Origin of the sequence: Nostoc sp. (assembly GCF_036918015.1) — a bacterium.
Taxonomy (GTDB): domain Bacteria; phylum Cyanobacteriota; class Cyanobacteriia; order Cyanobacteriales; family Nostocaceae; genus Nostoc.
This window is the reverse complement of sequence record NZ_JBALEO010000069.1, coordinates 1-21,196: the sequence shown is the minus strand read 5'-3', so window position 1 is coordinate 21,196 and position 21,196 is coordinate 1. Positions and strand designations below refer to the sequence as shown.

Below are 21,196 nucleotides of genomic sequence, written 5' to 3'. Positions count from 1 at the left end.
GGACCATAGTCCACAAGATGGCAGTATCAACCTCCTCTGAGCTGTGGTGAGGAAGTCTCCCAGCGCGGGGGAGACTTAGGAGATATATCTCATGCTCACACAAGATATTCGTGATTTGCTGACTGATACTACCGATTTAAACCAGTTGAAATGGGATTTAAATCGCTTGCAACCTGTGGATGTGGGAGAATACATTACACAATTGCCCGAACAACAACGGGCGATCGCATTCCGTTTACTCAACAAAGCTCAGGCAATTGATGTATTTGAATATCTGCCGACAGAGGTGCAGGAAGAACTAATTAATTCTCTCCATGATGTTCAGGTAGTGCAACTTGTAGAAGAAATGAGTCCTGACGAACGGGCAGAATTGTTTGATGAACTACCTGCTGGAGTAATTAAACGGCTGTTGCAGGAACTCAGTCCAGAACAAAGGCAAGCAACAGCAACGATTCTCGGCTATCCAGAAGGCACTGCTGGGCGGGTGATGACAACCGAATATGTCCGGTTGCGCCAAGGATTGACTGTCGGTGAAGCCCTGAGCAAAATCCGCCGTCAGGACGAAGACAAGGAATCGATTTACTACGCCTACGTCACAGATGATAACCGGACGCTGGTGAGAGTAGTTTCACTACGGCAATTGCTGTTTACCTTTCCCGATGTTTTCATCAAGGATATTGCTAGCGATCGCGTCATTAAGGTAACAACTGAAACTCCTCAAGAAGAAGTGGCGCGAATCATGCAGCGCTACGACTTAATCGCTATCCCCGTTGTCGATCGGGAAGACCGATTGGTAGGCATTGTCACCATTGATGATGTCATGGATATTTTGGAAGAAGAAGCCACAGAAGATATCCAAAAACTGGGGGGTGTGAGTGGTGATGAAGCAGCTTTATCCTCTCCCCTGTTAACCATCCGTAACCGCTTGCCTTGGCTGTTGGGGATCATGGCCCTGTATATTGGTGCAGCCAGTGCGATCGCGCCTTTTCAATCTGTAATTGCCGCAGTGCCAGTTCTAGCAGTCATCATGCCGATATTTTCTAACACTGGTGGTACTGTCGGTATTCAATCATTAACGGTAACAATCCGCGGCTTGGGAGTGGGAGAGGTAACACCCAAAGATACCTTAAAAATTCTCCGCAAGGAACTTCTAGCTGGTTTAGGTACAGCTCTTGCTTTAGCCACAACGATGATACTGCTTTCCTTAATTTGGGCACGACCCCAAGAGCGATGGGTGGCTTTAATTGCCGGCATGGTCATGGCAACTAATACAATTGTGGCTGTTACACTCGGCACTTTACTGCCAATGGCTTTGCAGCGCTTGAAACTTGACCCCGCCTTGGTTAGTGGCCCGTTAGTGACTACAATGCTAGATACAATTGGGTTTTTAACATTCCTCAGCCTAATTTCTTTAGCTTTAAACGTTTTCCATTTACCAGCGTGAATGGATTGGGCATTGGGCGTTAGGAGTGCTGAGTGCTGAGTGCTGAGTTAGGAGTTAAGAGTTAAGAGTTAAGAGTTAAGAGTTAAGAGTTAGGAGTTTTCTTTACCCCTTTGTCCCCTCATCTCCCTCACTCCCTCACTCCCCCATGCCCCAATCCCCAGTCCCCAATCCCCAGTCCCCAGTCCCCAAATATGCCTACTACTACCTGGAATCGCCATCACATTCTTTCCCTAGCTGACTTCACTACTACTGAATACGATACAGTTTTGCAAACTGCGGCCAGTTTTCAAGAAGTGCTATCGCGGCGGACAAAGAAAGTGCCAACCTTGCAGGGACAAGTGGTAGCGAATTTATTTTTTGAATCGTCTACCCGGACTCGCAGCAGTTTTGAACTTGCAGCCAAACGCTTAAGTGCGGATACACTGAACTTTGCCGCCGCCACGTCTTCTATGACTAAGGGAGAAACAATTCTCGACACAGCGAAAACCTATTTGGCGATGGGAACTGATATTATGGTAGTCCGCCATCGAGAGGCAGGAGTACCAAATGCGATCGCGTCTGAAATGGATCGTCTAGGTGTACGAGTTAGCGTCCTCAATGCTGGTGATGGTCAACATGAACATCCTTCCCAAGCGCTGCTAGATTTATTTACCATAACTACTCTAATTGACCCAGATCATCCGCGACTGGAACTTTTAAAGGGGAAAAAGATTGCTATTGTTGGGGATATTCTCCATTCTCGTGTGGCGCGATCGAATATTTGGAGTTTAATTGCCAGTGGCGCCGAAGTTCATCTTGCAGCACCGCCAACCCTCTTACCTAAATTCTTTGCCGAGTTTATCTCGGAGGAAGGTCAGGAGGTCACTGAGCGTAGTCGAAGTGAGTCAGAAGTCAGAAGTAATTCCCCCAATCCCCAACTTTTTCTACACTGGCAGCTAGAACCAGCTTTGCAGAATGCCGATTTCGTCATGACATTGCGCCTGCAAAAGGAACGGATGACGGCTCATTTGCTGCCAAGTTTGCGAGAATATCATCAACTGTTTGGGATTACACGCACAAAACTGCAACTTTGTAAACCTAACGTCAAAGTTTTGCATCCAGGCCCAGTTAACCGTGGTGTTGAAATTAGTTCTGAATTGATGGATGACCCAGAATTTAGTCTCATTCAATCACAAGTTACCAGCGGTGTTGCTGTTCGGATGGCACTCTTGTACCTATTAGGTAGCGGCAAAGCTTAGTAATATAATCTCAGTTTGAAATTTACTCCTATAGGACTACGTTACGGAAGAATATCTCATCTCATGGCATTTATTATTCCTCCGATCGTATGAGGACAGAACTCTCTAATCTTGGCACACTGGTATCGTAGAAGATCAGAATTTAATGACTTCTAGAAGTGTCCGAGGTAAATTATGAAACGAATTTTTTTGACGGCAGCAGCCTTACTCAGCACGCTATCTTTAGCTGCTCCCATTCCCGTCAAAGCAGAAAATTCCGCCCCTGTCCGCCGCTTGTTAGAAACTAGAGAATGTTCGGGATGTAATCTAGTAGGAGCTAACCTCAAAGGCGCTCATCTAATCGGTGTTGACTTGAGAAATGCAAATTTAAAAGGAGCTAATCTAGAAGGTGCTAACTTAGAAGGTGCCGATTTAACTGGAGCTAATTTAAAGTCTGCTAATCTCACAGAAGCATTTGTTAGCGATACGATGTTAAATAATGCCAATCTTACCAACGTTAATTTGAGTAATTCCCGTTTATATAACAGTGACGTAGATGGCGCTGTTTTAGCTGGTATTGATTTAAGCGGTGCTGATGTATTTAATACTGCCATTAGCATTGGTGGTGAATACTAATGATGAGTCATGATTTCCAAGTGATGAGTTAAGAGTTATATTCAACTCCTAACTCTGCACTTCCTAAGTTTTATTCGCCAGTAATCGATAGTTCATTAACCCAAATTTTCGGGCAAACACCACCTGGCGTTAACTCTGCTTCTTTTTCTACATAAATAATTGACTTCAAAAGTTCTAAGAAATCGCCAGCAACAGTTGCTGACTCAATACTCGTCCTGACACCCTTATTAACTAGCCAACCATCAAACGGCAAAGAAAAGGAACCTTGCAAGGATTTAACTCCAGCATGGAGAGCTTGTAAATCATCGATAAAAATCACATTTTCAGCAGTGTCTAAGCTAAACTCTTGCTCAGGAGTTGCTGTTGAAAATACGTGATAAAAATTGGGGCTAACGCTGACTTTTGCACCAATACTAGCATTACCCGTTGGCTGGGCATTTAACCTTTTAGCAGTGCCAGCACTATGGAGAAATCCTGTTAAAACGCCATTTTCAATCAGCGAAATTTGACGCGTGGGTGTTCCTTCGCCATCAAAACTTTCTGCACCTACGTTAGCTGGGTGCAACGCATCATCATAAACTGAAATTAAAGGAGAAGCAATTTGCTTACCTAAATCATCAGGCGTAGATAGACTTTGATTGTCTAAAATACTTTGGGCATTGAACAAGTTAGAAAAAGCACCCAACAAACTTAAGAAAGCTTCTGCTGAGAAAACAACTCGATATTTACCAGTTTTGATTTTTTCATAATTCAAGTGACTGATAGTTTTATCGGCGGTTTCTTTGATGCAACCATTAATATCTAGATTATCTAAACTCTGGTTGATTCTATAAGCGCCTGCACTGCGCGGTTTTTTTCCTTCTTCCTCAGTTTTGCTGTAAAGATAAACTGATGCTAAGGAGTGAGATTCAGTTCTCACCGCACCGTCGCTATTGAGATAAAATCTGTCAATATCTCTTTGAGACAAACCATTATAAGGTACACCTTTAATTGCTGGATGGGCTGCTAGTAATTCTTTTTCAGCTACCAATAATTTTTCTATGAGTTCAGCAACAGGTGCTTGGGGTGCTTTATTCTGAGGTTTACTTGTAATAGGAACAGTAGCTTCTGGACTAAAATCAGGGACATTTTCTTTAACACCAAAGAAACTGGCTTCATAAGCAGTTTTCAAAGCTAATTCCAGTCCCTTGGGGTCAACATCTGTGGTGCTGGTGACACCCATTGTATTATCTTCATTCCAGACACGAACAGTAACACCAGAGCGATTTGAAGCTTTGACTTGTTTCGGCTCACCTTGGTCTACTTGCACGTTAGTGTCATCTACTGTTGAGCCATAAATGTCGAATTTCTTAATGCCAAGCTTATCAGCATTATCCTTGGCAGAATTTGCAATCTCATTGATATTCGGCATAGTCAATTTTGGATTTTGGATTTTAGACTTCGGCTACGCTCAGTCGAACGATTTTGGATTGGAAGCGATTCTATTTTGAATAATTAGATTTTGGATGTTATTGCTTGTACTTCTCTCATAGAGTTCTGACTAAAGGAATACTCAAGCAATTTTGGATTTTAGATTTTAGATTGAACCGATGGAACAATCAGGTAACTTGAGCATTTTGGATTTTGAATTACAATATTTCAAAATCCAAAATCTAAATCTAAAATTCTTATCTTCCACCAACGGTAATAGAATCAACCTTGATGTGGGGTTGTCCGACTGTGGTGTAAATACTGCCACTAACGGAACCACAAAAACCTGGTGCAATTTCCAAATCTTGGGAACACATGGAAATTTTATTCATGATTTCCTTGGCTTCACCGATAAGAATTGCTCCTTTCAGTGGTTTGGTGATTTTGCCATTTTCAATTAAATAAGCTTCATCAACACTAAAGTTAAATTGACCTGTAGCACCAACGCTACCACCACCCATCTTTTTACAGTAAATACCTTTATCAACAGAGGCAAATAATTCATCGATGCTATATTCGCCAGAATCAATATAAGTATTACGCATCCGGCTAGCAGCGGCATAGGTATAATTTTGGCGGCGTCCACTTCCAGTTCTGGGGTGTCCGGTGCGTGAGGAACCTGTTCTATCTGCTAAAAAGTTTTTCAGAATGCCTTTTTCAATTAAGAGGGTTCTTTGAGCCGGCATACCTTCGTCATCCATGTCAATTGTCCCGAAGGCATTTTCAGAGCGCCCTTCATCCCAGGCTGTCAAACTTTCGTGGGCAATTTTTTCGCCTTTTTTGTCAGCAAAGGGAGAGGTATTGCGTTCTATTTGAGTGGTTTCTAGTAGGTGTCCGCAAGCTTCGTGGAAGATTACGCCACCAAAGTGATTGGCCATAATGATGGGATAAGTACCAGATTCCACGTAATCTGCGTAGAGCATTTTTCCAGCCGATTCTGCTATTTTTTCGGCGGCTTGTTGAGAATCCCAAGTTCTCAAGAAGTTGGCATCGCTAGTATTACCCGCGCGATCGCCAATTGAGCTACGATTAGCACCATCTGCACACAATAGGTTAAATCCGACTGATTGCGTGAGGCGGATGTCACGGGCAAAAGTACCGTCACTGGCGGCGATTAAAACTTCTTGCCAATCCCGGAAATAGGTAGCACGGCGCGATTGGACGTGGCTAGCTTTTTGCTTCAGGTGGGTAGTACCATCAAGAAGGATTTCTCCCATTTCTCGGATGGAGCTACACACTGGTAGCCATGCATCTTTACCTCTTTTGGTGGCGTAATCTCTGAGTAATTCTAGGTTGATTTCTGGGATGAAAGCCTTAGCAGTGGGTAGTTGCAATCCCAAGATAGAAAGACCTTTTTCTAAGGCTGCTTTCAAACCGGAAAACGAAAGGTCATTGGTGCTAACGTAGCAGTCAGCTTTACCACGAAATACCCTGACTCCCGCGCCTGTAGACAAACTGGGTGAAATACTCGTGATAGCGTCATCTTCTGCAAGAGAACTAATATAGTTGCGACGCTCTAAAAATAATTCGATGAAGTCAGCCCCAGCGGCGCGTCCTAGCCCCAGAAGGGTAGCCAGGGGGGCTTCCCAGGTTTCATCGAAACGCTCTGGTGTGGAGGAATATTGGAGAGTGGGAAGTTGATTCGAGAGAAGTAGCGTACTTGTAAGCATGGGTAGCCTCGTCTGCTGGCGTAGTTCAGAGATTTGACTGAAAAAATCCTGGTGTGTTCAGTCTAACAAATGAGCAAAAGCCACAGTTGCTAGAAAAACGTGTGGATTTCCCTCCCCTTTAACAACGCCTTGGCAAATCCGCCCACAGACTAGAAATTTAGAGCTATTTGACGAAGAATTCAGAAGTCATTTCATGTCCGCATAATTAGTTATGATTCCCACAGTCATTGCACCCAACCCCAGCCCCGCAAGCGGGGAGGGGAGACAAAGTGCAGCTTTGGCGGGGTGGGGTTCTTGGGGTTTAGTAAGTAATCAAGCGGACATGATATCAGAATACAAAAGCGGAGCAAGGAAAGCTCCTCTTTTGGATTGAGTGTAAAATATAACACATCTGTATTTATGTACTTATCTGGCACTCTTCTCAACCAAAGAATTCATACTTTTCTTCTCAGGTTCATTTACGATTTGCCATTTTCAGTGGAATTCTGAGTGTTTCTTGCTCTTTGAAAGTCTGACCTAAATTGGAAGTCTGCTTTGTTGATACTAGATTCTTAAACAAGAGCTTTAGCGTTCGAGTAATAGTTTTAAGAATTTTCATTTTGCTAGCAGTCGGTTTTTGATCGTATCTCAAAACCATTGGAATTTCTACAATTTTTGGTTTGAGGACTTTGGCTTTCAGCAGTAAATCTATCATGCAAGCAAATCCGCTTTCAGTGAATAGATTGTCCCCATAATACATATCCAGTTTACTGAGGAAAGTACGGTTATACAATCTGTAACCACAAGTGTAGTCTTTTACACCTGGTACGCGGGCGGCAATTCTGAAAAGCCAGCTGGCTCCGTAACTCATCAGTTCTCTAAATTTTGATAAGCCTATGACTTTAGAACCTTTGCGATATCTAGATGCGATCGCAATATCATAGCTACCAGCTATCATAGTGTCATACATTTTTATTAATAGCTCTGGTGGTTGAGTATTATCACAATCCATCGCAGCTAAAAAATCACCTTCTTTGGAAATTTCTAAGAAAGTCGTGAAACCTGTTTTAATTGCTTGACCTAAACCAGCATTTTTGGGATGTTGGACTAATTTCAGTAATATACCCAGTGATTGAGATTCATCTATTGCAGTCTGAGCAGTTTTATCGCTACTGCCATCATCGACAAGAATCAGTTCTATCTCTATATTAAAGATTTGCTGCAATGTTTGAAACTTTTTGAACAAGGGCCGAATTGATTCTTGCTCGTTATATGCGGGTAAAAGAACAAAAAGACTCATAAAGACCTCGTGTGATTTTTAAAATAAAATGTGATTGCTCAAGTTTCAAGAATTCAGTAATGCTGATTTTTTGAGAAATTCATCGACTTGTCTAACTACTGCGTTGTTGTTGACGCTATCGTTGACCAACTGTGAGGTATTGACGACGAAAAAATCATCGTTTTCAGTACTGACTTTTGGAACAAGGCTGGAATAATTTAAAACTTGTAGTGGCTGTACTTTAATCGCTCGATTAATATGTGCTGCTACAATGTCATCGGCTTTAAGTTCGGGGAACATTAAACGTATACCTTGGAAAAATATTGGGCGTAATTCGTCATCTGGTTGTTTTAACAACGGGTCAGTGGAAAGGATATATTTTGGTAGGAATGTAATGTGATATCCTGCTGTCTCTTGTAAAGAAACTAAGTTACTCATACCGATTACTCCGGTAAAAGGAATATTTTTATCGGCAATATTTACTACGTAATAAGGAACTAAAGGCTTACGAGTAATCAATACCATGCAGATTACACCCAGGTATTCTACTGTTTCAGTAGTGTCTGAAATATTCACCAGTTCCCTCGCAGCAACCTGTTGCAAGATATTAACTGGCCCAGTAAAGATGACTTTATCAAAATGCTCTTTTTTACCCTGAGATTCTACCCACATTCCACCCCCAGGATGAGGTGCGATATATTCAACCGCAACACCTTTGTGGATATGACCTCCAGCCGCATAAACTAACTTTTCTATATGGTCAAAAACAGTTTTATAACCGCCGGAGACATAACCAAGTTGTTCTTTATTTAATGAAGAATCGCGCGCTGAAAATAGTCGTTTGATATAAGCCCAGATAAAAACTGCTGAGATTCGCTTATAGTTTTCTCCTAGTTTGGATAAAAGTAAAGGTTTCCAGAGCTTGTCGTATGTGTTTTTACCACCGAGTTTCAATAGCCAATCTTCAACTAAAATCTTCTCTAAGCGCCGCCAGTTATTAAGGCGTGAACCATATAGGAGAGTAAAAGCTAATCTGATTTTACCTATAATTCCAAATAGAGGAAAACGCAGAAATTCTATACTATTACTAATAGAATAAAACTTTTTATTATCATAAAAGCCTGTTAAACTTCGATGCCAACGTAGTTTATCTCCAAGACCAATATCTCTGAGGAAATTTATTAAATGAGTATCAGAAGGTAGGATAACGTGATAAAAGCGATCCCAGGTAAATAATCCGTAATCATGATAGGTAGTAAGTCCACCAAGCTGCTTATTACTATCAAAAATAGTGACTTGATGTCCTTGATGTGAAAGACGTTGAGCTAACACTAGCCCAGTTATACCTCCGCCAACAATGCCTATATTCATAAATTAAATTTAGATTTTGTGAAAATGTTTTAGAGGACGATCTTCGGGAAACTGTTAATATTAATAATCTGCTGATAAAAGATTAATGTCCAACTAGAATTACGCCAGTTATAATCACGGAAATTCCTAACCACTGACTAAAAACAACTTCTTCTTTTAAAAGATAGTGAGAAGCAATTGGTACAAATGCATACATTAATCCTAAAACTGGAAACGCTTGACTTAAAGGAATTGTCCGCAATACATAAAGCCACAATATAGTCATAAATGTATAGCAGATAAACCAAATCAAAAAATAACGAGATAATAAGAGATTTTTGAGAGATCCGCTTTCTCCTTTATTAGAGTTAGAGATGTAAAATCCATACTTTAGTGAAAGTTGAGCTGTTGTTCCAAACAAAACAACAAGCATTAAATTTATCCAAGTAAAAATACTCATTTTTAATCTTTGAAGTAATTAATTATCTAAACTTGAGCTTTTTTATGGGGTTAACTACTAAAAGAACACCCAAGAAGATAGTTACGACTCCTACTATTCGATTTAATGTAATCACCTCATTAAAAAAGTAGTATGAACCGAAAAGTATCCCGACATAATTTAAACTCGTCAGTGGATAAGCAATACTTAATTTTACAGATCGCAGAGCCAATATCCAATTTACTATTCCTAAACAATAGACAGTAATAGCTAATGATAATTTTTGAAGGAAATCCCAAGTAAATACTCCCTCATTTGTATAAAGCATGGCGTTTTTCATCAGCAATTGTCCACAAATACTAAGTAAAATACTTACAAATAGAATAATATAAGGGATTATTTTAAAGTTTGAAATTTGCGACATAGATTTCATAGTACTTTGCCTTAATCAAGATAGTAGGTATGAACCGAGCAGTAAAAAGCCAGTTGTTTTGAACGTTTCATATCTCGGCAACACCTTCTCTACAATTCGATCTCTACTTCAGTAAATAGACAATAAAATTAGGAAGGCTATGCTGAAGCGACTGATATTAAAATGAGCGTTGAAGCTCATGCCCTAGAGTTCAAAACTAAATACTATGTAATATTCCAGGTTGCTCTATCATGGCAGCGTTCGATATGATTCGGACTAAAGCACGCTTAATTTTTTACTGGGTTATACTCTCAAGCAAACCAGTTTATTGCTTGGCAATTGGCACAATCAATTTAGAGTTTGCCCAACTGTGAATTACAGATATTTTCTGTGCTACCCAGTTTTGCTCTAACGCTATTTTTAGCGCGATCGCGATAATCTAATAGTAGATGCAGATATAGAGAAGGTTGAGAATGTCACAAATTCTCTCTACATACACAAAGTTTGCAGTGTGAGTAGGTGTAGGCAGTTATAGACATCACTGATGCTGAACTCTGATTCCACACACATATTCAACAGACGCACCTAAATCAAAATGGATTGCTAGAATTTTTGATTAACCCATTTATTAACTTTCATCGGTTGTATCCTGCTGTAGAAATTTTTTAAAGATACTATCGATCTTCTCAAGCTATAAAACCTAGCTGGATTGATAAATATTCTCTATTTGCTCCAGGAAAGTTGATTAATGTACTGAACATATCATAAAATTTTTCCCTACTCACAGACATATCTGTAATCTCGGCTGGCAATTAAGCCGATTTATAAAAGTAAAGGTTTTTACTCAAATTGAGTATGTATACGTGCTTTTTTTGGGTATGAGAACGCAATAAGTAATACAAGTCTGACTGGCGGCGTAAATCATAGAGAGGAGATAAATCAATCTACAGTAATACGCTTTACAGGTTTATGGGGAATTTTACTGAATGTCCAAATGGAGCCTTTTTAACAAAACAACTAATGCAAACTAGCATCGCCTAATCAACTTTAAGTTGACGTTGTTTGCATTGAATTTGAGATATTTTTACACCATTTAGTATTAGGTTGGCTTGATTTCTCCTCGTAATTATAAATAGGCTTTTTTCTCCAAATTTATTGCTACATGTAATTACTTACTAGAATACCACGAGAAAGGTATGTTGCAAATTTATCGTTGTACTTTATCAAAAATTTATCTATTGACAAATACACTTAAACAAAAACTTCATAAAACAAAATTCCTCCTCCATTATGAATTTTTGTCTGGGAAATTTGTACATTTATGAAGTAATTTCTGGGTATTAAACTTGTAGAAGTAAAGAGTTAGTATTAGACTCGATAAATGCAAAGCTAAGAGTTGACCAAAGGAAAATTTAAGCTTGAATAACAGTACTGGCAATGATAAGATCGCACAACGTTACACCAAATTACAGCCAGAATTTTAGATGACAATCGAGAGTTTGAATTGTTTTCTATCTATCCACAAAAATCTCCATCTAATCTCAGACAGAGCTATTACTCCGCCAATTTTCCTTGGCTGGGTAAAGGTTTTTCTATTGTTTGGACTCATTATCCTCACAAAAATCTGTTGTTAATCATGATTAACAATCCAAACTGAATCTGCCAAGATGCTAGTACTAGATTTAAAATCAAGCTAATAGCTGCAAATTAAGCAATTTCATTAATACTCTTTTTGGACAAGTAGGCAGTAGCCAAAACAGTATATAGTGGTGTCAATAAAAACAAGCCTAAGTTTCCTTGGCTGGATAGAGGTTTCTTTAGGTAGTTTTCCTATTGTTTAGACTCATTATCCTGCAAAAGTCTGTTGGTAATGACGAAGACAATGATTAATAACCCAAACTGAATCTGCCAAGGTGCTAATATTAAACTTAAGATCAAGCTAATCGCTGCGAATACACCTGCAAGATATGCTATTTCATCAGTACTCTTTTTGAACAAGTAGCCTGTAGCTAAAGCAGTACATAGTGGTATCAAGAAAAACAAAGGCATTTTACTAACCTCTGAACTAAAGGTTGTAGTGTTTTTAGAACAAATTTTTTGGAATTGTGGTTAATCTTACATCCAATAAGGTTTTGGCTACAACAGTCGAGCGAAATAAATATTATAGAAAATCAAGATTAGGCAACGTTGTATTTTATGCCAATTGGAATAATTATTGCGATAGATGAAGCGCCAAAAAGCTTGACAAATATTTTTCTGTGTTCGATGGTGTGCGTAGCAAGCTTTAAAAGTGGGTACGAGACGCCACGCGAAATTGCGTATTGTTTAGAAACAGACAATTCCTGTGGGTGACGCTTTGTCGTTCTCCTCAATCAGCCAAGCTACCCTGTGCTAGACAAATTCTGATTCATCTACGCGGATTGAAAGGGTTATAAAACTTGCGTAGGTGGGTTTTGTCTATTTCGCCAATTGCACTCTTGTGAGCAATCATCTGGTAAATTAGCTTAAAACTTTGGCCTTGCGCCAGGATAAGGATCTAGCATATTACCTTTAGAAGTAGCATTTTCATTTTAGACACCTAATGCTGAACATTCCTCAAATACTGGCAACTGAAATAAACCTCAAATCCCATCAGGTGCAAAACGCGCTGGAACTTTTGGCGGAGGGTGCAACAATTCCCTTTATTGCACGTTACCGCAAAGAGCGCACCGATGAAATGAATGAAGTGCAACTACGCGAACTGGCCGATCGATATACTTATTTAACAGAACTGGAAGAACGAAAATCGGCGATTTTAAGTGCGATCGCCCAACAAGGTAAACTTACAGATGAACTCAAAGCTAAAATCTCGTCCTGCTTACAAAAAACCGAACTTGAGGATTTATACTTACCCTATCGCCCAAAGCGCCGCACCCGTGCCACCATCGCCAGAGAAAAAGGACTAGAACCACTAGCAGAGTTCATCAAGTCACTAAATGTCAAAAATGCTGTAATTGCATCCTTGGAAGAAGAAGCGGCTAAATATATTTCGGAAACGCAGGGAGTAAAAACAGCAGAAGAAGCGCTCAAAGGTGCTGCTGATATTTTGGCAGAAGAAGTAGCTGAAAAAGCTGAGTTACGTGCGTATATCCGCGATTACCTTTTAGAGGAAGGAGTATTTGTCTCCCGCATCAAAGATGATTATCCTGAAGGTACAACCAAATTTGAGATGTACCGTAACTATCAAATTAAGGTAAAAAATATTGCACCACACAATATGCTGGCGTTGTGTCGGGGTGAAACTGAAAAAATATTAAGCTTTGAAATTGCTTTCGATGAGGATACGGTACTTTACTATCTTGAGTCGAAAGAAATTAAAACCAAAGTTCGGACAATTCGGGATTTTTATCAGGCGATGTTGAAAGATGCATTCAATCGTTTGATGAAAGTCTCTCTTATGGGAGAGGTTATTTCTGAGAAAAAAGTTTATGCAGACATAGAATCAATCAAGACATTTGAAACTAATCTGCGGGAGTTGCTGCTGTCTGCACCAGCAGGGATGAAACCAACGCTGGCGATAGACCCTGGTTTTAGAACTGGGTGTAAGGTTGCTGTCCTCGACCAAACTGGACAATTTTTGGAATATCAGGCAGTATTTCCCCACCAAGCGGCTGAACAGCGACTCAAAGCTGCACAAACTGTCAAAAATCTGATTGAAAAGTACAAAATTGAGTTAATCGCCATCGGTAACGGTACAGCGTCCCGCGAGACAGAGGAATTTGTCACGCAAGTATTGCAAAATATAGAACGCAAACCAGTTAAGGTGATGGTGAATGAGTCTGGCGCATCTATATATTCTGCAAGTAAAGTGGCGTTAGAAGAGTTTCCCGATTTAGATATTACCGTGCGCGGTGCTATTAGTATTGGTCGCCGTTTGCAAGACCCTTTGGCGGAACTGGTGAAAATCGATCCCAAATCCATTGGTGTGGGACAATATCAGCACGATGTCGATCAGAAGTTGTTGAAAAAGAAATTGGATGACACTGTAGAAAGCTGCGTCAACTACGTCGGCGTAGACTTAAACACCGCATCCAAAGAACTTCTAACATCCGTCTCTGGGATTACGGCAACAGTTGCCAATAATATTGTCGCCCATCGCAACCAGAATGGAGCCTTTAAAAATCGCCGACAACTGTTGAAAGTTCCGAAGCTGGGACCAAAAGCCTATGAACAAGCAGCGGGTTTTCTGCGGATTCGCGGCGGTGATAACCCTTTGGATAATACAGCAGTGCATCCAGAGAGTTATTCTGTAGTAGAAGCGATCGCATCCGATCTAAATGTGCCATTAAATCAGGTAACACAAATTGCCGAAAAGCTCAAAAAGACCAATCTGAAGAAATACGTTACCGATAGCGTCGGCGAACCCACACTGCGCGACATCCTCAGCGAACTAGAAAAACCAGGTAGAGATCCTCGTGCTGAGTTTAAGTATGCCACCTTCAGAGAAGGAATTAAGGAAATCAGGGACTTAAATGTGGGAATGGAACTAGAGGGAATTGTGACGAACGTCGCCAACTTCGGTGCTTTTGTCGATATCGGCGTACATCAAGATGGCTTGGTGCATATATCCCAACTTGCTGATAGATTTGTAGACGATCCCAACAAAGTTGTCAAAGTTGGACAGGTAGTCAAAGTGCAGGTGTTAGAAATCAACGAGAAACTCAAACGGATTAGTTTGTCAATGAAAGCAGTTAAACAATAATTAGAAACAGCAGATGGCAGTTTATCAAGTTCGATTTATCAATCCTACACTTGGATTAGATCGCACCATTCCAGTACCAGACGATCAATATATTCTGGATATGGCGGAAGAAGCTGGTATCCGCCTACCATCTGGGTGTAAACAAGGTGAATGTTCTGCCTGTATCGCTAAACTTATTAGTGGTGAAATCGATCAAAGCGAGCAAAAATTTCTGCGTCCAAGCGAAATACAGGCTGGTTATGTTGTTACTTGTGTAACTTATCCTTTGTCTGATTGCACTTTAGAAACCCATCAAGAACAAGTCTTATATAAATCAGCCCTTTACTATAAGCCTGAATCGGGACAATCTAAGTGATTTTTGCCTTGTGACATTAAATTAATCTTAAATTTTAGGGTGCGTTAAATTTGTTTAACGTGCCCTTAAAAACATGGCAATACGTGAGAAATCTCCAGAAATTAATATGCATTATCCAGAACCCTTGTAGAGACGTAGCAGTGCTATGTCTCTATTCCTATGTCTAATGTATGGGTATACAGCTATGCACCCATAAAATGTATTTAGAACCGCTATATTTTGCTCAACGATAGGCCTAATGGTAGAAAGAAATTCTATCTTGCAAGGGAGGTTAAACCCTAGCAGATAGTTAAAGATGTATATAAGAAGTCGCAAAAAAAAATCTCTAGTTATTAGGTAAGAAACAATGTTGACTCCATTTTTAACCGCGCTAGCTACAGCTTTGAGCCTGTTGATTGTTGATTTAGTTGTTCCAGGGGTTAATATTGCTAATTTCCCCGCTGCTTTGATTGCCGCTTTAGTAATTGGTCTAATTAACGGTTCAGTTAAACCAGTTCTGTCTGGTCTTTCTCTGCCACTTAACTTTCTCTCATTTGGAGCATTTTCGCTCGTTGTCAACGGTTTATGTTTCTGGTTAGCAGCAGTGCTAGTTCCGGGGTTCGCAGTTCGCGGAATTATTGGTTTCCTGCTTGGGCCAGTAATTTTAACCTTTGCTAACACCTTTATTAACAACTATTTTGTTGAAAGAAACCTTTTAACTAGCAGTGGTGATGTAAAGAATCAAGGTGAATTACCTTCTTCTAGATAAGTTTAGAACGAGTAGAAACGCCAGTTAAATCACGTTTCTCACCTACATAAAATCTCCGAAGATGGATTTCCTAATTCGGCATCCTCAAATGAATGTAATTAAACAAAATCACAAAGTTGTAACATCATGAAATTAGTTCGTTTTCTTCTAGGTTTGTTAGTTCCTCCTTTAGGCGTTTTCTTGACAGTTGGAGTTGGCCCCACTCTGTTTATTAACATTTTGCTCACAGTTCTAGGTTGGCTTCCTGGTAGTATTCATGCAATTTGGGTTATAGCCAAGCATGACGAGCAAGTTAATCGAGAAGGGCGTATTTACTAATACGCAATATTAAAAGCCCCTTCTTCCAAATTGGGAGAAGGGGAGCTAATTTCAAAGTTTTTAAAGTCCCTCTCCCAAGCTTGGGAGAGGGATTTAGGGTGAGGGCTTTTGATTCATGTCAGAAGTCTAATGAAAACTACTGTTTTAACAAAAAAAATAGGGTGAGAATTTCCCACCCTAACTTTTATATAGCGGTTCTCGGTTGAGTGAGGTACAAGAACCCCACCCCCAACCCCCTCCCCGCAAGGGAGGAGGGGGTTAAAATGTACCTCATGTGATTAAGAAACGCTATAAGTCAATTAAACGTTAAAACAGTCTATTTATGAATAGTCTCCCGTTCTTTAGCAGCAGGTTCCTTATCTTTGAATAAGTCAGCCGCCGTTAAGAGTAACTCTCTTAAGGTTTGTTTGATTTGACGCTCTTTTCTGGCTAAAGATGTACCAGCTTCACCCAGTTTATCTTCTAACTGCGATCGCTTCTCTCCTACCTGTACAGCCATAGACTCTGCTTGGGGACGAGCCTTATCGTACCAGTGTTTAGCCTCGTCTAGATAATCTTGAACCTCCATATTACGTCCGCCGTAGCGTGCAGCCATATTAGCTCGGACAATGGCTAGCTGTGCTTGCAGTTGCGCGTAACGTTTCTTTAGCAATCCGACTTCTTCACTATCTTTAATCGCATTGACAGCAGAATCAATGGCAGTTTTGGTACTCGCAGGTTTTTCCTTACCTGTCTCTTCAATCTCTGCCAAAATTACATCAACCTCTTGTTGGAGTTGTTCTTCTTCACCATCCAGTTGAGCTTGTAACCTTTTTATATCTGTTTGAGTTTGAGCAATGCTTTCGTGTCTTTTGCTATTAATCCCTTCCAGCGCTCCTTCAATGGAAGCTGTCACTTCATCTTTGAGTTCGCCACCTTTTTCTTGGAAGTTTTCAATTACAGCAGAAACTGCATCTTTCACAATGCCACGAACTTCACTAGAACCTTGTTTAAACTCAGAAGCTACTTGAGAAACTGCGGATTTTACTATTTCTCGAATCCTCTCAGTTCTTAATTGTCCAGTTTCTTTCGCTTGCTGCAAGTCGGCTTGAATTTGTTGCTTGATATTGTTAGGCATTTTCAACTCTTGGGATTTAACTAATTTGGATAAAATTTTCTAGAGATGTTCTTACATCAACATTATGGCGTAGCCTGATTAAGCTAGGCACTTCCTTTAGATAGAAAATTCCAATCCCAAAGAGGTGATGTGTAAGATGTTGCCCATTTATGAGATGATGAATATTTAGTGGTAGTAATTAGGAGTGAAATATGTGGCAAGTAAATATTACTTGTTCGGGTGATGCCTGGAAAATCTATGGTGTTGATTTTAAAGCGATCGCAGAGAAATATCAAGGTGAATTGATTGGTTCTAAAAAAATGCCAGATGGGACGCGTATCATGTCTTATAAAATTGAGGATGTTAGTGATGCAGAGTCTTTTCAAGAAGATTGTGCAAATTTTGCTGGATTTACAACTGACTTTGAATCTCTCTAGTATTAGTTCTAATACTTATGCTTACACTAGTATGTCAAAATCTGGAGAAGTTAATTGAAGAAACTACTTACATTAGTATTAGTAACGGTTTTGTTATTAATCAGTACTTTTACTTTGCCTGCTAGTGCAGCAGACACAGTTAATGGCGAACAAATATTTAGTGTTCATTGTGCTGGTTGTCATATCAACGGTAGCAACATCATCAGGCGTGGTAAAAATCTCAAAAAGCCAGCCCTAAAAAAATATGGTATGGATTCAATAGAGGCAGTTACATCTATAGTTACCAATGGTAAAAATAATATGTCAGCCTACAAAGAGCGTCTCTCTGAACAGCAAATTCAAGACGTTGCTGCTTACGTTATCGAACAAGCTGAAAAAGGCTGGCGTTAGAACGTTAGGAGTTGGGAGTTAGAAGTTAGGAATTAGGAATTATCAGTTATGATTTATCTATTAGTAATTGTTAAGTCTTCCCATTCCTAACTTTTCACTCATAAATTGAAAATGAACTTACCCGCAGCTAGTCGTCTCCAATTTACTCCCGATTTGAACATCTGCCGTATATTAAATGGGATGTGGCAAGTATCCGGCGGACACGGACAGATCAATCCCCAAGCCGCTATTGAGACTATGTTCAAATATTTAGATGCTGGCTTTACCACTTGGGATTTAGCAGATCATTATGGCCCTGCGGAAGACTTTATTGGTGAGTTTCGTTGCCAACTAATTGATACTCGTGGTAAAGATGCTTTATCTCAGGTACAAGCCTTTACGAAATGGGTACCTCGTCCAGGCAAAATGACAAAAAAACTCGTCGAGGAAAATATTGATATTTCCTTGAGAAGAATGAATGTGCAATCGTTAGATTTGATGCAATTCCATTGGTGGGAATATCAGGATAAAAATTACCTGGATGCCCTCAAATATATGGCAGAACTTCAGACTGAGGGTAAAATCAAGCATCTAGGTTTAACTAATTTTGACACGGAAAACTTAAAGCTTATTACTGAAGCAGGTATCAAAATAGTTTCTAATCAAGTACAATTTTCTCTGGTTGACCGCCGTCCTGAAGTTAATATGGTGGAGTTTTGTCAGCAGCATGACATTAAGCTTTTTACTTACGGTACACTTTGCGGCGGTTTGTTATCAGAAAACTATTTGGGCAAACCAGAACCGCAAGGATTTGATCTCTCCACTGCTAGTTTGAAAAAATATAAAAATATGATCGATGCTTGGGGTGGTTGGCGATTATTTCAAGAGTTGCTGGCTATCCTCAAAGAAATTGCTAATAAGCATGGGGTAAGCATTTCTAACGTGGCAGTACGTTACATTTTAGATCAGCCAACTGTGGGCGGTGTGATAGTTGGTGCAAAACTTGGTGTATCTGAACATATAGAAGATAACACCAAAGTATTTAGTTTTAGTTTAGATGCAGACGATCGCGATCGCATCAATGCAGTATCTCGCCAATCACGCGATTTGTACCAGCTAATCGGCGATTGCGGCGACGAATATCGGCGATAAAACTTTTGAACTGCTCAACAAAGAGATAGCTTATACTCTATCACCTAGTTGTGACGGCAACTTTATCAATGGCTGGATGCTAAAGAAGGATGGCCAGAGGGATGAGTTGCTTTTTTACTTTAAATGTGAAAAAATCAATACGTTGTTATTATACGGTTAGTTGCATGGCTATCTACGCTAACAATATTGATTATTTCACTAGAGGTACTTCTGGTGATGACAATATTTATGGAACTGATTTTAGTAATTATATTTATGGGTATGACGGGAATGATGTTATTTTCGGTCTTGGTGGGATTTACGATGACATCATAGCTGGTAATGGCAATGACGTAGTTTTGGGCGGTTCTGGATCTGACATAATTGTTGGTGGTAACGGTAATGACTTACTTTCCGGTAGTAATGACAATGATACACTTTTCGGTAATGGCAATAGTCGTGTCATTGGACAAGATAATGATTACTTAAGTGGTGGCAGTGGTAATGATGTGCTTTGGGCTGATTATGGCGAAGATACGCTATCAGGCGATTTAGGTGCTGACCGATTTCGCTTACCTTCTTTGTTTAATGGCATTGACATTATTACAGACTTCAATCGACTTGAAGGTGACAAAATTGAAATTTCAGTTATTTCAAGTGCGCGTTCTATTAGTGATTTTAGCTACAACAAAAACACTGGCGCTTTGTCTTTATTTGGAACTCAAATAGCTACTCTTGAAAATAAGCCTACTGACTTCTCAACAAACGTTGATATTCAATTTTCCGTACCTTAATCATTTGGAATTTGTAATCAATTTCATCTGATATTTTCTCCTAGTCAGAATGATTCGATCTCACAAGCTCTGCGCCTCTAAGAATGCGATCGCGTTACTCTTAAATTAATTGACGACAATATAACCAGCTTATGCAATTACTGAATATCACACTGCCAGATGCAATATGGAATCTCAACTAATACAGAGTTCTCCCGACATCCTTTCTGGTACACCCGTTTTCTATAGAACTCGCGTACCAGTACAAACATTGATTGATTATCTCGAAGCAGGCGATCGCCTTGATGACTTTCTAGAAGATTTTCCCACTGTGAGCCGCGCACAGGCAACAGCGTTTCTCAAGCTAGCCCTGAAAAAGGTATTATCTTCTTATGAAAGTGCTGCTTGATGAATACCTGCCTAAGAAATTAAAGCGAGAAATCACAGGTCATGAGGTTGTGATTGTACCAGAGCAAGGATGGGCAAGTAAAAAGAATGGTGAGTTACTGGGACTAGCGAAGACGGAGTTTGATGTATTCATCACCATTGACCAAAACTTAACTGCCCAACAAAATTTGAATAATATTGACCTAGCTATTATCGTTCTCGCATCTCCCAGCAATCGTTTAGAAGTTCTGAAACCTCTGATGCCTAAAGTTCAAGAAGCTTTAGCAACGATTCAAGCAGGTGATGTGGTTACTATTACACTGTAAATTTCAAAAATTACTCTGCTGTAAAAACAAATACCGCCCTTAATGCTTCTAAGGTAAGAGTCGGATAGTTTTCTAGCACTTGTTGTTCTGTCCATCCCGCAGCAAACAAACCCAATAAGAACTCTACAGATAAACGAGTTCCTTTGACAGTCGGCTTACCCAGCAGAATTTTAGGATCTGAATAAATGTACTGTTGCCAGTCCATAGTTTGTACTCCGACTAAGCTACAGCTATTGTTGCACAGTATGATTTTTGTTGAGTTGCTGAAGGGAAATGCGATCGCGTTAATCTTAAATTAATTGGCGACAATGTAAAAAGTTTTTGAAATCAGTCCTCTAGACTCGTTCACGAGTATAAAAGACTCGTCGGCGAGTATAAAAGACTCGTCGGCGAGTATAAAAGACTCGTCAGCGAGTATAAAAGACTCGTTCACGAGTATAAAAGACTCGTGAACGAGTATCAAAGACTCATTCACGAGTATAAAAGACTCGTTCACGAGTATCAAAGACTCATTCACGAGTATAAAAGACTCATTCACGAGTATAAAAGACTCGTCAGCGAGTATCAAAGACTCATTCACGAGTATAAAAGACTCGTCAGCGAGTATAAAAGACTCGTT

At 39.9% G+C, this 21,196-nt stretch carries 22 protein-coding genes; 13 read left to right on the top strand and 9 right to left on the bottom strand.

From position 1 onward, the window contains the following. Nucleotides 1-91: 91 nt before the first annotated feature. From mgtE to V7K61_RS17460, 3 genes are all read left to right on the top strand, one after another. Nucleotides 92-1,444 (top strand): magnesium transporter, encoded by a 1,353-nt coding sequence (gene mgtE / locus V7K61_RS17470; protein ID WP_335055027.1) that lies wholly within the window; start codon nucleotides 92-94, stop codon nucleotides 1,442-1,444. A 191-nt stretch (nucleotides 1,445-1,635) separates the two neighbouring features. Further along, a complete protein-coding gene (locus V7K61_RS17465; protein WP_335055025.1) occupies nucleotides 1,636-2,682 on the top strand; it encodes an aspartate carbamoyltransferase catalytic subunit in 1,047 nt (348 codons plus the stop codon). Between the two features lie 174 nt (nucleotides 2,683-2,856). Continuing rightward, nucleotides 2,857-3,297, top strand: coding sequence for a pentapeptide repeat-containing protein (locus V7K61_RS17460; RefSeq protein WP_335055023.1), 441 nt, complete (start codon nucleotides 2,857-2,859; stop codon nucleotides 3,295-3,297). Nucleotides 3,298-3,367: 70 nt separating this feature from the next. Here the strand turns inward: V7K61_RS17460 and V7K61_RS17455 are convergent, their stop codons facing one another. The 7 genes from V7K61_RS17455 to V7K61_RS17425 all read right to left on the bottom strand — a co-directional run bounded on the left by V7K61_RS17455 (nucleotide 3,368) and on the right by V7K61_RS17425 (nucleotide 11,945). Further along, nucleotides 3,368-4,708 (bottom strand): TldD/PmbA family protein, encoded by a 1,341-nt coding sequence (locus V7K61_RS17455; protein WP_335055021.1) that lies wholly within the window; start codon nucleotides 4,706-4,708, stop codon nucleotides 3,368-3,370. 256 nt (nucleotides 4,709-4,964) lie between these two features. After that, a complete protein-coding gene (locus V7K61_RS17450; RefSeq protein WP_335055019.1) occupies nucleotides 4,965-6,437 on the bottom strand; it encodes a TldD/PmbA family protein in 1,473 nt (490 codons plus the stop codon). A 454-nt stretch (nucleotides 6,438-6,891) separates the two neighbouring features. Further along, the gene (locus tag V7K61_RS17445) at nucleotides 6,892-7,716 is read right to left on the bottom strand and encodes a glycosyltransferase family 2 protein (protein WP_335055017.1); all 825 of its coding nucleotides are present in this window, start codon (nucleotides 7,714-7,716) and stop codon (nucleotides 6,892-6,894) included. Nucleotides 7,717-7,761: 45 nt separating this feature from the next. Next, nucleotides 7,762-9,066 carry an NAD(P)/FAD-dependent oxidoreductase gene (locus V7K61_RS17440; RefSeq protein WP_335055016.1) on the bottom strand — a complete coding sequence of 435 codons (1,305 nt, stop codon included), beginning with the start codon at nucleotides 9,064-9,066 and terminating at the stop codon, nucleotides 7,762-7,764. Nucleotides 9,067-9,148: 82 nt separating this feature from the next. Further along, nucleotides 9,149-9,505 carry an EamA family transporter gene (locus V7K61_RS17435; RefSeq protein ID WP_289796384.1) on the bottom strand — a complete coding sequence of 119 codons (357 nt, stop codon included), beginning with the start codon at nucleotides 9,503-9,505 and terminating at the stop codon, nucleotides 9,149-9,151. A 22-nt stretch (nucleotides 9,506-9,527) separates the two neighbouring features. Beyond that, nucleotides 9,528-9,908: an EamA family transporter gene (locus V7K61_RS17430; protein WP_335055301.1), complete on the bottom strand. Its 381-nt coding sequence runs from the start codon at nucleotides 9,906-9,908 to the stop codon at nucleotides 9,528-9,530. A 1,818-nt stretch (nucleotides 9,909-11,726) separates the two neighbouring features. Continuing rightward, nucleotides 11,727-11,945, bottom strand: coding sequence for a hypothetical protein (locus V7K61_RS17425; RefSeq protein WP_335055013.1), 219 nt, complete (start codon nucleotides 11,943-11,945; stop codon nucleotides 11,727-11,729). A 532-nt stretch (nucleotides 11,946-12,477) separates the two neighbouring features. Between V7K61_RS17425 and V7K61_RS17420 the strand changes: the two genes are divergently transcribed. The 4 genes from V7K61_RS17420 to V7K61_RS17405 all read left to right on the top strand — a co-directional run bounded on the left by V7K61_RS17420 (nucleotide 12,478) and on the right by V7K61_RS17405 (nucleotide 16,058). Then, nucleotides 12,478-14,637, top strand: coding sequence for a Tex family protein (locus V7K61_RS17420; RefSeq protein ID WP_335055011.1), 2,160 nt, complete (start codon nucleotides 12,478-12,480; stop codon nucleotides 14,635-14,637). 13 nt (nucleotides 14,638-14,650) lie between these two features. After that, a complete protein-coding gene (locus V7K61_RS17415; protein ID WP_335055009.1) occupies nucleotides 14,651-14,992 on the top strand; it encodes a 2Fe-2S iron-sulfur cluster-binding protein in 342 nt (113 codons plus the stop codon). A gap of 346 nt (nucleotides 14,993-15,338) precedes the next feature. Further along, nucleotides 15,339-15,740 carry a phage holin family protein gene (locus tag V7K61_RS17410; RefSeq protein ID WP_335055007.1) on the top strand — a complete coding sequence of 134 codons (402 nt, stop codon included), beginning with the start codon at nucleotides 15,339-15,341 and terminating at the stop codon, nucleotides 15,738-15,740. Between the two features lie 126 nt (nucleotides 15,741-15,866). After that, nucleotides 15,867-16,058 carry a YqaE/Pmp3 family membrane protein gene (locus V7K61_RS17405; RefSeq protein WP_292723996.1) on the top strand — a complete coding sequence of 64 codons (192 nt, stop codon included), beginning with the start codon at nucleotides 15,867-15,869 and terminating at the stop codon, nucleotides 16,056-16,058. 316 nt (nucleotides 16,059-16,374) lie between these two features. Here V7K61_RS17405 and V7K61_RS17400 read toward each other — a convergent pair whose 3' ends face one another. After that, nucleotides 16,375-17,175, bottom strand: a complete 801-nt coding sequence (locus tag V7K61_RS17400) for a histidine kinase (RefSeq protein ID WP_335055005.1) — start codon at nucleotides 17,173-17,175, stop codon at nucleotides 16,375-16,377. A 191-nt stretch (nucleotides 17,176-17,366) separates the two neighbouring features. Here V7K61_RS17400 and V7K61_RS17395 point away from each other — a divergent pair, with 191 nt between their 5' ends. The 6 genes from V7K61_RS17395 (at nucleotide 17,367) to V7K61_RS17370 (ending at nucleotide 20,577) form a co-directional block, all read left to right on the top strand. Then, a complete protein-coding gene (locus tag V7K61_RS17395) occupies nucleotides 17,367-17,591 on the top strand; it encodes a hypothetical protein (RefSeq protein WP_335055003.1) in 225 nt (74 codons plus the stop codon). Between the two features lie 54 nt (nucleotides 17,592-17,645). After that, nucleotides 17,646-17,981, top strand: a complete 336-nt coding sequence (petJ, locus tag V7K61_RS17390) for a cytochrome c6 PetJ (protein ID WP_335055001.1) — start codon at nucleotides 17,646-17,648, stop codon at nucleotides 17,979-17,981. A 111-nt stretch (nucleotides 17,982-18,092) separates the two neighbouring features. Beyond that, nucleotides 18,093-19,112: an aldo/keto reductase gene (locus V7K61_RS17385; RefSeq protein ID WP_335054999.1), complete on the top strand. Its 1,020-nt coding sequence runs from the start codon at nucleotides 18,093-18,095 to the stop codon at nucleotides 19,110-19,112. Nucleotides 19,113-19,276: 164 nt separating this feature from the next. After that, complete coding sequence (locus tag V7K61_RS17380) at nucleotides 19,277-19,885, top strand: calcium-binding protein (RefSeq protein WP_335054997.1); 609 nt, start codon at nucleotides 19,277-19,279, stop codon at nucleotides 19,883-19,885. 166 nt (nucleotides 19,886-20,051) lie between these two features. Beyond that, nucleotides 20,052-20,273: a DUF433 domain-containing protein gene (locus V7K61_RS17375; protein WP_334702770.1), complete on the top strand. Its 222-nt coding sequence runs from the start codon at nucleotides 20,052-20,054 to the stop codon at nucleotides 20,271-20,273. Next, entirely contained in the window at nucleotides 20,257-20,577 is a 321-nt protein-coding gene (locus V7K61_RS17370; protein WP_335054995.1) for a DUF5615 family PIN-like protein, read from the top strand. The genes V7K61_RS17375 and V7K61_RS17370 overlap by 17 nt, the downstream gene beginning before the upstream one ends. A 10-nt stretch (nucleotides 20,578-20,587) precedes the next feature. On the opposite strand, the gene V7K61_RS17365 is transcribed toward V7K61_RS17370, so the two are convergent. Continuing rightward, the gene (locus V7K61_RS17365) at nucleotides 20,588-20,782 is read right to left on the bottom strand and encodes a DUF433 domain-containing protein (protein ID WP_335054993.1); all 195 of its coding nucleotides are present in this window, start codon (nucleotides 20,780-20,782) and stop codon (nucleotides 20,588-20,590) included. Nucleotides 20,783-21,196 lie beyond the last annotated feature (414 nt).

Bases quoted from the DNA above. Each gene is read 5' to 3' on its own strand.
- V7K61_RS17385 (WP_335054999.1), top strand. From the start codon at position 18,093: ATGAACTTACCCGCAGCTAGTCGTCTCCAATTTACTCCCGATTTGAAC.
- V7K61_RS17460 (WP_335055023.1), top strand. From the start codon at position 2,857: ATGAAACGAATTTTTTTGACGGCAGCAGCCTTACTCAGCACGCTATCT.
- mgtE (WP_335055027.1), top strand. From the start codon at position 92: ATGCTCACACAAGATATTCGTGATTTGCTGACTGATACTACCGATTTA.
- V7K61_RS17440 (WP_335055016.1), bottom strand. From the start codon at position 9,066: ATGAATATAGGCATTGTTGGCGGAGGTATAACTGGGCTAGTGTTAGCT.
- V7K61_RS17405 (WP_292723996.1), top strand. From the start codon at position 15,867: ATGAAATTAGTTCGTTTTCTTCTAGGTTTGTTAGTTCCTCCTTTAGGC.
- V7K61_RS17430 (WP_335055301.1), bottom strand. From the start codon at position 9,908: ATGTCGCAAATTTCAAACTTTAAAATAATCCCTTATATTATTCTATTT.
- V7K61_RS17450 (WP_335055019.1), bottom strand. From the start codon at position 6,437: ATGCTTACAAGTACGCTACTTCTCTCGAATCAACTTCCCACTCTCCAA.
- V7K61_RS17380 (WP_335054997.1), top strand. From the start codon at position 19,277: ATGGCTATCTACGCTAACAATATTGATTATTTCACTAGAGGTACTTCT.
- V7K61_RS17400 (WP_335055005.1), bottom strand. From the start codon at position 17,175: ATGCCTAACAATATCAAGCAACAAATTCAAGCCGACTTGCAGCAAGCG.
- V7K61_RS17375 (WP_334702770.1), top strand. From the start codon at position 20,052: ATGGAATCTCAACTAATACAGAGTTCTCCCGACATCCTTTCTGGTACA.
- V7K61_RS17365 (WP_335054993.1), bottom strand. From the start codon at position 20,782: ATGGACTGGCAACAGTACATTTATTCAGATCCTAAAATTCTGCTGGGT.
- V7K61_RS17455 (WP_335055021.1), bottom strand. From the start codon at position 4,708: ATGCCGAATATCAATGAGATTGCAAATTCTGCCAAGGATAATGCTGAT.
- V7K61_RS17465 (WP_335055025.1), top strand. From the start codon at position 1,636: ATGCCTACTACTACCTGGAATCGCCATCACATTCTTTCCCTAGCTGAC.
- V7K61_RS17415 (WP_335055009.1), top strand. From the start codon at position 14,651: ATGGCAGTTTATCAAGTTCGATTTATCAATCCTACACTTGGATTAGAT.
- V7K61_RS17410 (WP_335055007.1), top strand. From the start codon at position 15,339: ATGTTGACTCCATTTTTAACCGCGCTAGCTACAGCTTTGAGCCTGTTG.
- V7K61_RS17370 (WP_335054995.1), top strand. From the start codon at position 20,257: ATGAAAGTGCTGCTTGATGAATACCTGCCTAAGAAATTAAAGCGAGAA.
- V7K61_RS17435 (WP_289796384.1), bottom strand. From the start codon at position 9,505: ATGAGTATTTTTACTTGGATAAATTTAATGCTTGTTGTTTTGTTTGGA.
- V7K61_RS17445 (WP_335055017.1), bottom strand. From the start codon at position 7,716: ATGAGTCTTTTTGTTCTTTTACCCGCATATAACGAGCAAGAATCAATT.
- V7K61_RS17395 (WP_335055003.1), top strand. From the start codon at position 17,367: ATGTGGCAAGTAAATATTACTTGTTCGGGTGATGCCTGGAAAATCTAT.
- V7K61_RS17425 (WP_335055013.1), bottom strand. From the start codon at position 11,945: ATGCCTTTGTTTTTCTTGATACCACTATGTACTGCTTTAGCTACAGGC.
- V7K61_RS17420 (WP_335055011.1), top strand. From the start codon at position 12,478: ATGCTGAACATTCCTCAAATACTGGCAACTGAAATAAACCTCAAATCC.